This is a genomic window from Nonomuraea sp. NPDC004186, from assembly GCF_053603495.1.
In genome coordinates this window covers 1-10,987 of sequence record NZ_JBSGFQ010000223.1, presented here as the reverse complement: position 1 = coordinate 10,987, position 10,987 = coordinate 1, and the positions used below count along the sequence as shown (strand labels likewise).

16 protein-coding genes are annotated in these 10,987 nt (G+C 67.3%); 14 read left to right on the top strand and 2 right to left on the bottom strand.

Features of this window, described 5'->3' with window-relative positions:
• The first annotated feature begins 103 nt into the window (after positions 1 to 103).
• The 9 genes from ACWEPL_RS63915 (at position 104) to ACWEPL_RS63875 (ending at position 5,523) form a co-directional block, all read left to right on the top strand.
• Entirely contained in the window at positions 104 to 505 is a 402-nt protein-coding gene (locus ACWEPL_RS63915) for a SelB domain-containing protein (RefSeq protein WP_452442704.1), read from the top strand.
• Between the two features lie 222 nt (positions 506 to 727).
• On the top strand, positions 728 to 1,162 hold the full coding sequence (locus ACWEPL_RS63910; RefSeq protein ID WP_363973100.1) for a hypothetical protein: 435 nt from the start codon (positions 728 to 730) through the stop codon (positions 1,160 to 1,162).
• Positions 1,162 to 1,692, top strand: coding sequence for a MauE/DoxX family redox-associated membrane protein (locus tag ACWEPL_RS63905; protein WP_363973103.1), 531 nt, complete (start codon positions 1,162 to 1,164; stop codon positions 1,690 to 1,692). The genes ACWEPL_RS63910 and ACWEPL_RS63905 overlap by 1 nt, the downstream gene beginning before the upstream one ends.
• Positions 1,689 to 2,240: a hypothetical protein gene (locus tag ACWEPL_RS63900; RefSeq protein WP_319713236.1), complete on the top strand. Its 552-nt coding sequence runs from the start codon at positions 1,689 to 1,691 to the stop codon at positions 2,238 to 2,240. Before ACWEPL_RS63905 ends, ACWEPL_RS63900 begins: the two co-directional genes overlap by 4 nt.
• Positions 2,237 to 2,584, top strand: coding sequence for a hypothetical protein (locus ACWEPL_RS63895; protein WP_319713235.1), 348 nt, complete (start codon positions 2,237 to 2,239; stop codon positions 2,582 to 2,584). The genes ACWEPL_RS63900 and ACWEPL_RS63895 overlap by 4 nt, the downstream gene beginning before the upstream one ends.
• Before the next feature lie 106 nt (positions 2,585 to 2,690).
• Positions 2,691 to 3,266 (top strand): hypothetical protein, encoded by a 576-nt coding sequence (locus ACWEPL_RS63890; RefSeq protein ID WP_452442701.1) that lies wholly within the window; start codon positions 2,691 to 2,693, stop codon positions 3,264 to 3,266.
• A gap of 113 nt (positions 3,267 to 3,379) precedes the next feature.
• The gene (locus ACWEPL_RS63885; RefSeq protein ID WP_350738645.1) at positions 3,380 to 3,748 is read left to right on the top strand and encodes a hypothetical protein; all 369 of its coding nucleotides are present in this window, start codon (positions 3,380 to 3,382) and stop codon (positions 3,746 to 3,748) included.
• Positions 3,749 to 3,865: 117 nt separating this feature from the next.
• Positions 3,866 to 4,324 (top strand): rhodanese-like domain-containing protein, encoded by a 459-nt coding sequence (locus ACWEPL_RS63880; RefSeq protein ID WP_452442699.1) that lies wholly within the window; start codon positions 3,866 to 3,868, stop codon positions 4,322 to 4,324.
• Positions 4,325 to 4,488: 164 nt separating this feature from the next.
• Positions 4,489 to 5,523, top strand: coding sequence for an integrase core domain-containing protein (locus ACWEPL_RS63875; RefSeq protein ID WP_452442697.1), 1,035 nt, complete (start codon positions 4,489 to 4,491; stop codon positions 5,521 to 5,523).
• Positions 5,524 to 5,992: 469 nt separating this feature from the next.
• Here the strand turns inward: ACWEPL_RS63875 and ACWEPL_RS63870 are convergent, their stop codons facing one another.
• Entirely contained in the window at positions 5,993 to 6,337 is a 345-nt protein-coding gene (locus ACWEPL_RS63870; RefSeq protein ID WP_452442696.1) for a hypothetical protein, read from the bottom strand.
• A gap of 122 nt (positions 6,338 to 6,459) precedes the next feature.
• On the opposite strand from ACWEPL_RS63870, the gene ACWEPL_RS63865 reads away from it, so the two are divergent.
• The 4 genes from ACWEPL_RS63865 (at position 6,460) to ACWEPL_RS63850 (ending at position 10,566) form a co-directional block, all read left to right on the top strand.
• Entirely contained in the window at positions 6,460 to 6,858 is a 399-nt protein-coding gene (locus ACWEPL_RS63865) for a hypothetical protein (protein ID WP_452442694.1), read from the top strand.
• Positions 6,859 to 7,106: 248 nt separating this feature from the next.
• Positions 7,107 to 8,249 carry a hypothetical protein gene (locus ACWEPL_RS63860; RefSeq protein ID WP_452442692.1) on the top strand — a complete coding sequence of 381 codons (1,143 nt, stop codon included), beginning with the start codon at positions 7,107 to 7,109 and terminating at the stop codon, positions 8,247 to 8,249.
• 162 nt (positions 8,250 to 8,411) lie between these two features.
• Positions 8,412 to 9,698 (top strand): hypothetical protein, encoded by a 1,287-nt coding sequence (locus ACWEPL_RS63855; protein ID WP_452442691.1) that lies wholly within the window; start codon positions 8,412 to 8,414, stop codon positions 9,696 to 9,698.
• A 136-nt stretch (positions 9,699 to 9,834) separates the two neighbouring features.
• Positions 9,835 to 10,566 carry a hypothetical protein gene (locus tag ACWEPL_RS63850; RefSeq protein WP_452442689.1) on the top strand — a complete coding sequence of 244 codons (732 nt, stop codon included), beginning with the start codon at positions 9,835 to 9,837 and terminating at the stop codon, positions 10,564 to 10,566.
• Positions 10,567 to 10,582: 16 nt separating this feature from the next.
• Here ACWEPL_RS63850 and ACWEPL_RS63845 read toward each other — a convergent pair whose 3' ends face one another.
• Positions 10,583 to 10,885, bottom strand: a complete 303-nt coding sequence (locus ACWEPL_RS63845) for a hypothetical protein (protein ID WP_452442688.1) — start codon at positions 10,883 to 10,885, stop codon at positions 10,583 to 10,585.
• On the opposite strand from ACWEPL_RS63845, the gene ACWEPL_RS63840 reads away from it, so the two are divergent.
• A partial coding sequence (locus tag ACWEPL_RS63840; RefSeq protein ID WP_452442706.1) for a family 1 glycosylhydrolase occupies positions 10,886 to 10,987 on the top strand: 102 nt, incomplete at its 3' end.

The following is a 10,987-nucleotide window of genomic DNA, read 5'->3' as shown; positions in this document are numbered from 1 at the left end:
CCCTGAGCCTTCGTTCATCCCCCACGCTCCGACAAGCCCGGGGGCTTGCCCTGGCGGTGGCCCCGTGGGAGTGGGCAAAGGCGGGAGGGTGGGGTGCGGCACCTTGCCCGCGCCCGTCGTCAAGGCGGTGGCCGAACTGACCGCCCACCTCGGCGAGCATCCGTTCGACGCCCCGACACCCGAGCGGCTCGCCGAGCTCGGCCTCACCGGCAAGGCGCTGGCGGCGGCGATCCGCTCCGGCACGCTGACCTCGGTCGGGAAGAACGTCGTGCTCCTGCCCGATGCGCTGGACCGGGCCGCCGACACGCTGGCGCGGCTCGCCTCGCCGTTCACCGTCAGGGACGCGCGGCTCGCCCTGGCGACCAGCCGCCGCGTCGCCCTCGCCCTCCTCGAGCACCTCGACGCGCGAGGCGTCACCCGGCGCATCAGCGACGACCTGCGGATCTTTCAGGCCCGTCACGGCTCGGCGAAGCCTCCGGCACGTACGGACGACCGCCCGCGCTGAGGGCGCCGGGAACGGGGCTTTCGGTCGGCTGTCAGACTTTTTGGACACCATATTGACAGCCATGATCAAGGCGGCTCACACTGAATTCGCGCGCCGGGCGGCGTCGTAAATTTCCCGGATATCCCGTGAAATGCCCGGTGATGTTTCGTTTTCGGCGGAGGCCTTATGTCAGGTGAGCAGCGTCGTTTCCTGTCCAGACGGAACCTTCTCAGAACCGGCACCGTGGCAACGGTCTCCACAGTGGCCGCCGGGGCTCTGGCGAGCGAGGCGCTCGCGTCGGCCACGACGGTCGAGGAGACCGCCAGAGTGACCGAAATCGCGGCGGGCACGGTCACGGCCGTGGCCGAGCGCGACGGCCGTACCTTCAAGAGCGTCTCCTACACCGGGTTTCCCGAGGGCGTGCTGCCACGCGTCGGGGACCTCGTCACCGTCACCGACCGGGTCTCCGAGCTGGGGCTCGTAGCCCTTCCCCTGTGCTCCTGGACCACGGGAACGCCGAGCCGCGACAGCAAGGGCGTCGTGAGCCTCAACGGCGTCAAGGCCGCCCCCTCACAGCAACTCAGCGCCGCGGGACAGAGCTCCGTCCTCGTCGCGCTCATGGGCACGACACTGCCGGACGCTCAGGTGCTCGACGTCAGATCGCCCAGCACCGCCTGATGCCGGAACTTCTCTCCCTCCTGGTCCGGTTCTCCGCGGCCACTCTCCTTCTCTACGCCGGAACCCGAAAACTCGCCGAACCGCGCGACTTCCGTCTTACCCTGGCCGCTCTGGCGGTTCCCGGGAAAGGTGCGCTGGCGTACGCCGTGCCGTTACTGGAAATCGCGACCGCGATGATGCTGGCAGCAATGCCATGGCCCATGCTCACTGCTTTCATGGTGGGCGTTCTCGGGCTTTCCTTCGCGGGCGCGGGCGCCATCGCGCTGCTCGGCGGCAAGAACATCGGGTGCGCCTGCCTGGGCCGTTCTTCGCGGCCGCTGGGCGTCAGGCAGATCGCGTACCTGCCCCTGTGGGGCGCCCTGGCCGTGCTGGTGCTGGTGGACCAGAGCGGGCTGCGCGCCGAGCAGGGATTGTGGACTCTGGCAGCCCTGGCACTGGGCCTCGCCGTCCTGGCCGGGCTGCGAGGCTTTCCCCTCGCCCGGGAGAACCGCGTGTTCACCCGGGCTGTCGTCAACAAGGACATTTCGTGATCGCGCTCACCATAGCCGTGTGCATTCTCACCATCGTCGTGTTGATCTGCGTCCTGGCGCTGGTCGACCAGTACCGCACGCTCGAAGTGGTGCGCTCCGAACTGGGGCTGAACGACACCCCCGAGGCGATCGCCCTTCCCGAGGGACTGCCGACGCCGCCGTCCGCGGCCGGGCTGCCGGCCGAGTTCGACGGGCACGATCGCCTGATCGTGCTGATCCTGTCAACGATGTGCTCCACCTGCCAGACCATCGCCAAACGGCTCCGCGGCGAGGTGCCGCACGGCGTGCGGCTCGTCATCGAAGCACGTTCGCACGAGGACGCCGAGACGTGGCTGGTCGCGGCGAGGATGCCCGCCGACCGGGTCATCGTCGACGAGGAGGCCAAGATCGCCACCGCGCTCGACATCACGGTGGCGCCCTCGGCCGTCGTGTTCCAGGACGGGAGGGCCGTGTCCGCCCAGACCATCCCGTCGTTCCGGCAACTAGAAGCGCTCCTGGCCGCGCCAGAACTCATCACCGTCCCTGAGAGACAAGCAGGAGTGGCATGACCACCATGCAGAACGCCGAGCCGGAGACCATCCGCACGCTCAAGGACCCGCTACGCCGCGCCGGAATCTACACGGCCGCCGGCGCCATCATCGCCGGGCTGGCCACCCTCCTCCAGCCGAAGGAGGCCAAGGCCGACCCGCTCGGCTCGCCGTGCTGCGCGCTGGCGACGAGCCGGTGGTGCCCGTACCCGGTGGACCGGCCCCGATGGTACTGCCCGTCCGGATACAACCGCACCTACTGGACCTGCAAGGACGGCAGCAACCGCACGGTGTACTGCGGCGAATGCACCACGTCCTCCTCGTGCTGGTCCGGCTCGTACTACTGCTCCATCTGGTACTACTGACCCCGGCATGCTGACCTACTGGGTACTCTCCCTCGCGGCTGTGGCGGGCTTCGCCCAGCTGTACAGTCCTTGAGGCCAGTCATTCATCGGAGTGATCCGCCCCTTCGTGCAAGGGGATTCTGAACTCGGCCGGCAACGAGCCCGGTCGTTCATCCTCATCCTCACCGCCGCGCACGTCTCGACCGCGACTCTGACGGTGTTCGTCCTGTCGCAGTTGGGTCAGCTGGTCTCCGGTGTGCTTTCCACCTTCGCGGTCACCGTCATCCTGGGCGTCGCGAGTGTGGCCGGGCTGGTGGTCGACATCGTCGCGGCCGCGCGGGGACGCATGTCCTTGGGCCTGCGTCGTCAGACGGCCAAGGAACTGGCGCACACGACGGACACCTGGTGGGTGACACCGTTGCTGTGGGGCGGGGACACGGGCATCATCGGTACGACCTACCGGGTCTCGTTCACGTCGTGGGTCCTGCTGCTTGCGGCCCTGACGGGAGCGGCGCCTCCATGGCTGGGCGCGGTCTACGGCCTGGCCTTCGCGATACCGCTGATCCTTTCCGTCAGCCTCGGCGACCCGACCAGCACGGGGCTCATGCGCAGCCAGCGCATGTGGACCAACGTTCGAGGTGCGCAGATGCTCGGAATCGTCGTCATGCTGGCCCTGCCCCTGTGGACGGCCTGGACATGGTGACACGAAGTTTCCGGTCGATCCTCCGGGTCGCGGCATCCGTGGCCGTCGCCGTTCTGTGCGGCGGCGGGTGCGGTGCCGCGGCCCGGCCCGACGCCGAAAGAGAGGCACCGGCGGTGTGTGACGACACCATCCGCGCGGCGAAGGAGGTTCCGCGGGAGCTCCTGGACGACGGCATCGAACGGGCCGTGGGCGAATCCGATATCTGGTTCATCGCGCCGGACGACGCCACCTGGGGCGCTTCTGTGGAACCGGCCGGCAACGGGTTCTACGCCAAACGCCCGCTATGGACATCCAGCGACAAGCCACCGTCCGTGACGGTCACGGCGGTCGGGACGAGCGCCAAGGGAGAGGCCACGCTCAGCCCCACGTCGGAGGGACTGCCGGGGCCGCTGCCGATGGGCGTCCGCTTCCCCTCACGCGGCTGCTGGAAGATCACGGCCACGTCGGAGAAGGGCCGCGCGGAGATCATCGTCAAGATCTGACATCCCTCGAGGGCTCTCGGGGAACGAGGGTGACGCCCTCGCACCTGAGGTCCTCGCTGATGCCGTCCATCACGCGGATGGCGACCGTCTCCGCCCAGATCCCACCCCTGGAGTCTCGTGAGCATCGACACGCTACTGGCTCGGGCGCGTACCGGAATGCGCCGCCTATCTCCTGCCGAGGCCTGCGCCGCGGCGAGCCGTGGCACAGGCCTCATCGTGGACACCCGGCCGGAATTCCAGCGCCGCAGCGGCGGCGAGGTGCCCGGCGCCATCGTGATCGAACGCAACCATCTGGAGTGGCGGCTCGATCCGCGCTGCGACGCCCGGATCCCCGAGGCCATTTCGGCGGACATCCGCTGGATCATCCTGTGCGACGAGGGATACTCCTCCAGCCTCGCCGCCTCGTCCCTCAGGCAGATCGGGCTGGCGAACGCCACCGACGTGATCGGCGGCTTCCAGGCGTGGACCGCCGCCGGGCTCCAGGTCAGCCGGCTCGCCGCCCCTGCCCGGCCGCGAGGTCCGGGCGAACCCGGCATCGACGCGAGGCTGACGTCCGCCGAGCACGCGGGTAGGTGATCGCCAACGCCCCGCACGTGGATCACGGGCGCGCCTGGGAGACCGCGGCGAGGAAACCTGTACCGCTTCAAAAGTCATCGCAGGGCGCTTGACCTGCGGATCGACCTGATGCGGTGGTACGGGCAAGATCGGTTCTTGTGTCTCTCCGTCTCCTGTATCTGATCGTGCTCCGGGTGTTCGGCCGGCCGGCGCTGCTGGGTCGGAGCGAGGCGGTCAAGGATGTCGAGATCATGGTGCTGCGGCATGAAGTGGCGATATTGCGGAGGCAAGTCACCCGGCCGAAGCCGGACTGGGCTGATCGGGCGGTCCTGGCCGCGCTGGCACGGTTCCTGCCGCCCGGGTTGCGGGCTCATCGACTGGTGGCGCCGGCCACCCTGCTGGCCTGGCACCGGCGCCTGGTCCGAGATCGGTGGACGTATCCGCACCGGTCCGGCCGTCCGAGGACGCGCAAGGAGATCCGGGAGTTGGTGGTGCGCCTGGCGTGGGAGAACCCGTCCTGGGGGTATCGCCGGGTGCACGGTGAACTGGTCCGGCTCGGCTATCGCGTGAGTGAAGCGACCGTGCGGCGGATCCTGCGGGGCCGGAGGGTCGGCCCGGCTCCCCGAGACGTCGGCACCTCCTGGCGAACGTTCCTGCGCACCCAAGCACAAGGTTTGCTGGCCGTCGACTTCTTCCACATCGACATGATCTCCTTGAAGCGTTTGTACGTGCTGTTCGTGATGGAAGTCGCCACCCGGCACGTGCACATCCTCGGCGTGACCGCCAACCCGACCGGTGCCTCGACGGCTCAGCAGGTCCGCAACCTGCTCATGGACCTCGGCGTCCGGATCAGCTCGTTTCGCTTCCTCATCCGCGACCGAGACTCCAAGTTCACTGGTGTCTTCGACGCGGTCTTCGCCGGCGCGGGCGTGACGGTGGTGAAGACGCCGCCGCGGACGCCGCGGGCCAACTGCTATGCCGAGCGGTGGGTGCGCACGGTGCGGACCGAATGCACCGACCGCATGCTGGTCTACAACGAACGGCACCTGCGGTCCGTTCTGATCGAGTATGCCGCTCACTACAACGGCCACCGGCCGCACCAGTCCCGCGCGCAGCGGCCACCCGATCATGATGAGCAGACCGTTGTACCGCTGGAAGGCCGGGTCGAACGCCGGAGAGTGCTCGGCAGGCTGATCAACGAGTACCACCGAGCCGCGTAGCCACTCTGGAGAACTTCCAGCTCAAGGCCTACGTGATGAATTTTGAAGCGGTACGGGTTGCTGGGAGTGCCCGCTGTGCTGGACAGGTTGATCCAGCAGGCGATCGCGCAGGTCCTGACGCCGATCTTCGACCCGTCCTTTTCAAGTTCGTTGTTTGGGTTTCGCCCGGGAAGTCCGCCCATCAGGCGGTGCGGGCCGCGCGGCGAGCCATCGACGACGGCCTGCGATAGGTGGTGGACGTCGATCTTGACCGGTTCTTCGACCGGGTCAACTTCGACATCCTTATGGCGCGGTCACCGGTTCGTGCGCTATGCCGACGACCTGTGGGTCTTCGTGCGGAGTGAACGAGCCGCCCGAAGGGTGCTCGGCTCGGTCACAACCGTGGTCGAGCAGCGGCTGAAGCTCAAGGTGAACCGGGAGAAGTCCTCGGTCCGGCACGCGTCGCAGGCGACGCTGCTGGGGTCTGGTTCTACTTCACCCGCTCCGGAGTCAAGATCCGGGTCGATTCCAAGGCCGCCAGCCGGCTGAAGGATCGCATCCGGAAGTGCGGGCTGACACCGATTTCGCCGATCACCTGGACGGCGGCCATCGGCCCGATCCTGGGGATGCTTGGCATGAGCTCCCGGGCGAGGCGAAAGGGCACCATCATCTCCTCGACCTGCGCATCCAGCTTGGCGAGCCTCTGATCGAGAAGATCGAGATGCTGCAGGTGCAGGCGACACATCAGCGCGTGATGCTCATTGAAGCGGCCCTCCAATGCCATCGACAGGTCACCGATTTTGGCGCGCATGCAGCCCAGCGCCAGCTCGGCCATGGCCGCACCGCGTCATTCCCCATCGATGCTCTCCCGCCCCCTCAACGAATACTCAACAAGTTCTCAACACCGCCCGGCGCACCCTGTGGATCGCCAGTTGATAACAGGACCAAGGGGGCAACATGCGATTCGGGACCAAGGCGGTAGGAATGCTGGTTACGACCGGCGCGATCATGGCGGCGACACTCGTGAACGGGCCGGCCGCGTCGGCCACCCCGTCTCCGTGCTACGCGTACAACTCCTCCATCTCCAACCTGGACGGCGGCTACGGCGTGATGAAGGGCTCCTACAACCTCAAGAAGGGGCCCTATGCGGACCGGTGCGGGAACGTGACCAGGCTCGGCAGGGGCCGGGTCATCTACTTCCACTGCTGGGTGCGGAACGGGCGCGGCAACCTCTGGGTCTATGGCCGGGTGAAGGGGACGGGGACATACGGCTGGATGTCCGTCGACAACTTCAGTTCCATCCGTCACTCGAACTACGAGACGTGCAGGCCGGACGCCGATCGCGACCACTCGTAGAAGAACTCCTTGGGAGAATCAAGAACCAGCGGCCATCACCTCCATCCTGGCGGCGGGTCTGCTCACCCCCGGACCAGGAATGCTTGGGCTTGCGGCAAGGCGGAAAGCGGCGCAGGTGCGCCTTTCCGACCGACGCCGCAACTTCGGCCTTGTCTCGAACCACTCGCTTTCATCGGCGAGTTGATGAGGTGACGGCGCGTCAGAGCCCTTTGTGGGAAGCGGGCCGAAGTTGGATAGGGGACAGACGAATGGTTGACACGCCGAGAGCAAAGGCGTCCCTTCTCGCGCTGGTCTTGGCAGCAAGCCTCGCTGCCTGTTCATCAGATGGAGACCAGCGCGGGGCGGGAGCGGACGCCGGCCACAGGTCTTCGGAGACCGGCACCGGTGGAGATTTCACCCAGCAGAACATGATCATTACGGCGGTCTGCTCGCGGGGGAACGGGAGCGGCGCAGTCATCAACGTCGATGGCTGGAACCCGCAAAGCTGGAAACACATGGCGCATGCGGAGTTCCAGCTTCCGGACACGGCGATTGTCGAGTACGACAGGTCCGAGCCCAACACCGCCGTGAGGCAACTGTGCGAGCCCGATGAGCTGCCCGCTGATGCCGGGGATGTGACGGCCATCCGATCGCTTTTCGACCAGGACTTCACGAAGATGGCCGTGGTCACCCAGGACCCGCAGACCGCGGCGACTCATGTCGGCTACGTCGACCGTGCGGGCAAGTTCACCGATCTGACCGGGAACGAGGACTTCGGCAACACTCCGCACGAGCACAACGCGGCCTTCTCCCGGGACGGGAGCGCGGTCTGGTTCACGTACGAGGAAACCGACCAGCCTGGGATCTCAACCAAGGGCCGGATCGCGAGCCGAGCGCTTGCCGGGGATCACAAGGCGGTCGACCAGTTGGAGGTCAGGACTGCCCAAGAGCTCATCATGGTGGGGAGAACTCCGAGCAGGGCCGTGGTGGCCGGCAGCGCCTTCCTCTCGCCGGACGGCAAACGCCTTCTGGCGAGAGGTTACGTCCTGGACGTCCCGGCCGAGGGCCAAGGGGTGAGCCCGGACCTCGTGGAGAAGGGCAGATACATCTCCTGTGGTGATGGCTGGCTCGACAACGACACGGTGCTGTGCAGCGCGGACGGCAGGTTCGCCGCGCTCGACATCGCCTCGGGGGCGAAGCCTGGAGCGCCCATACTCCCCAGCAACGACCACGACAACCACGCCATGGTGATCTCCCCCGACGGTCAGAGATTCGCGTTTCTCTCCCAGAAGGGGGCCGCGATGGATTACTACCTCTGCGACACCAAGCCGGGATCCACGCCCCAGAAGGTCGAGCGAACCGGGGAGTTCTCCGCGCTCGGCGACACTGCCGCATTCATCGAATGGCGCTGAAAGCGCGCGCCTCCGGCGGGGACCGTCACCATGATCAACCACGTCACCGTAGCCCGTACGTGGCAGTGGGCAATGGGTGAGAGCAACCGCGCCGGATCCGGAACCTTGCGGCGATCTCGGCAACCGAACCGACCGACGCGTTCTGCTGAATGGAGGATTCGTGTGAACCGGCCCAGGTGCGTACTCGTGGCGGTGGTGGCCGCCGGCCTTCTCACCTCCTGCGGAGGAGGGCCGGGAAGCGATGACTCGGGAGGGTCGCACGGGGCCCGGACCGGCACGGCTACGCCGTCCTCGTCCGCCTCGCCTGAACGTGTCGCGCCCAGAACACAGCTGTCGGTCCCCAGCCTCTATGACACCTCCCACGGCTGGGAGTCAGATCTGCCGGGGGACCAGCTCACCCTGCCGCACTCCGGGGCGGTCGCCGTCTTCCGGCAGGGCGGCAAGAACGACGGCACCTTCACCGTGCTCGATGTGACCAGCGGCAAAATCTTGTGGAAGGCCGAGCTGAAGGGCCCCGGCATGATGTCAGCGTTCTCGGTCACCGTGCAGGGAAAGGACTACCTGGTCGCCTCCGCATCCGGCTTTCAGGGCGCCGACGTGGTCAGCAAGGGCCGGCAGGTCACGACGGTCGACATCTTCCCCGCCCGTGCTGCTGGAGACGGTGTCAAGCCGGCTCACCATCTCGAACTGGACGGCGAGGCTGCGGTCAGCAACGGTGGCGGCGGACTGCTGGTGGAGCTGGACAACGACGTGGTGGCGACCGTGGATCCGGCCACCGGCGCGACGAAGACGTACGACCTGAAGAAGATGGAACCCCCAGCCAGCGAGTGCAAGCTGTGTTTCGCTTCGACCGAGGCCGTAGCGGTCACCTCGCGCGGGCCGCTGCTGGCCACCAACACCCGGCCCCGCCGCCACTACTGGGTGCCGGGAGCCTGGTCAGGCGGAACTCTCACCACCGACAGCGATCACAAGCTCTTCATCGCCCCGGTCAAGGACTCCCTCGTCGCACAGTGGCGCGACGAAGGCGCGGCCAACGACACGTGGGCCGTCCTGGACCCCGCCACGGGAAAAGTCCGCGCCAAGGTCGACTGCGCGCCGGATCAGCGCGTGACGGCCGACGACTCCAAGGGAGCCTCCCTGTCTGCCGGCGGCCGCTATCTCGTCCGCAGCCACACGGCCTTCGACCTGGACAAAGGCACCGGCCACTGCTTCGAGGAGACCGACCAGGACAAGCCGGTCCATCTCACCGGCGTGACCGATGACGGCGTCGCCTTCGGTATCGGCGCCTCGACTGACGACCAGGCCGACCCGCGGGTCACCATCGACCTCGCCACAGGCCAGGTCCAGCTCGGCGACTACATCGTGGCTCCCTTCGGCGACTACTCCGGATACGGTCTGTTCTGGGACGACTCCACCAACACCATGGTCGCCTATCCACACGCCAAGTGACCTCCCGCGTAGGAGCCCGACCGCGCTCAGCGGCACAGCCGGCGCAGGCCTCCTGGATGCGCCGTACCTGATGCTGGGGCGAACCGGGAGAAGACCGGAACCTGCGTGAAGGCCGCTGCACGCGAAGGAGCAGGCCGTGAACGAACTATTCGACGTCATCGCCACATGGTTCGACGGCCGTTCGACCACGAGCATGGTGGTATGGGGGTGGCCCATGCTGGTGTGGGGCCGTGTCGGGAAAGTCATGTTGTACTTCGCCGCGCTTTCCATCGTGTTGGACCTTCTCGACCCCCACAAGCTGCGGATGCGGGGCGGCGAATTGAAGGCTCGCGCTACCGGCGCTCTCGCCCGTGCCCGGCTCAGGCTGTCTCAAGCCGGCGTGGCCCGCCTTCATACGACTGTCAGGCAGCACTTCATCTCCGTAGGCGTGTATGAGCAGACGGGCCTGGCAGCCCGCATGTGGGCTGTACGTAGTAGTCCGGGCTACGTCCCCCGCGCGCTGGGCTGCTCGCTTGAGGAGTACGACGCCTTCCACAGGAGCGTCATCGCAGAGCTGCCCCGCGTCCACGCGGGGGACGACGGCAATCCATGCGACCGCGAGCACGACGATCTGTGCGCCGGACAGCATCATCACATTTCTCTGCGGATCGACGCGTTCCTGACGGAACACGTGCCCGCTGATCGGCAACGGTTCTTGAAAGGGGGCTGGAGCTGGCTGCTCGCCAAGGCAGCGTGGTGGGCTGTGAGGGGCGCTTTCGAGATGCTTCTCGGCGCGCTCCTGCATCGCACTCGGCCGCTGCATCTGTTCCGCTGGGCGGCGTTCGCCCTGGTGCTTGTCGGCGGACCGCTCGACATGCTCGCCGCATGACTACCGGTAAGGAAAATCAGCCTACCTCGATGAGGCGTTCGCCGCGGGTGATGTCGTCGGGGATGGCCTCGGCGTCCAGCGCGGTGAGCACGGCGGTGAGCCGCAGGATGTCCCGGGCTTCGGCGCAGTCGACGGCCTCGGCCACCGATCGGGGCTCCACCGAGTCCCACAGGTCCGCGATCAGCAATGGTGCGCCGGGCGCCAGCAGGACGAGCTGGGGCAGCAGGTCCTCGCGCACGGTGCAGGTGACGCAGCCGTGCGCGAGCCGCACGTCGGCCGTCTCCAGCACGCGGGTTGCGTCGCGGACGCTGCGCCGCACGTGTCCCCGGGCGACGTCGCTCAGGTCGTGGCGTACCAGATCGAGGGGGCGGTCAAGGAGGACGGTCGGGGCCAGTCGATCTGGGACACCTTCTCCCACACC

Excerpts from the sequence above, each read along its gene's own strand:
- ACWEPL_RS63860 (WP_452442692.1), top strand. The coding sequence starts at position 7,107 with ATGGTTGACACGCCGAGAGCAAAGGCGTCCCTTCTCGCGCTGGTCTTG.
- ACWEPL_RS63905 (WP_363973103.1), top strand. The coding sequence starts at position 1,162 with ATGCCGGAACTTCTCTCCCTCCTGGTCCGGTTCTCCGCGGCCACTCTC.
- ACWEPL_RS63895 (WP_319713235.1), top strand. The coding sequence starts at position 2,237 with ATGACCACCATGCAGAACGCCGAGCCGGAGACCATCCGCACGCTCAAG.
- ACWEPL_RS63865 (WP_452442694.1), top strand. The coding sequence starts at position 6,460 with ATGCGATTCGGGACCAAGGCGGTAGGAATGCTGGTTACGACCGGCGCG.
- ACWEPL_RS63870 (WP_452442696.1), bottom strand. The coding sequence starts at position 6,337 with ATGGCCGAGCTGGCGCTGGGCTGCATGCGCGCCAAAATCGGTGACCTG.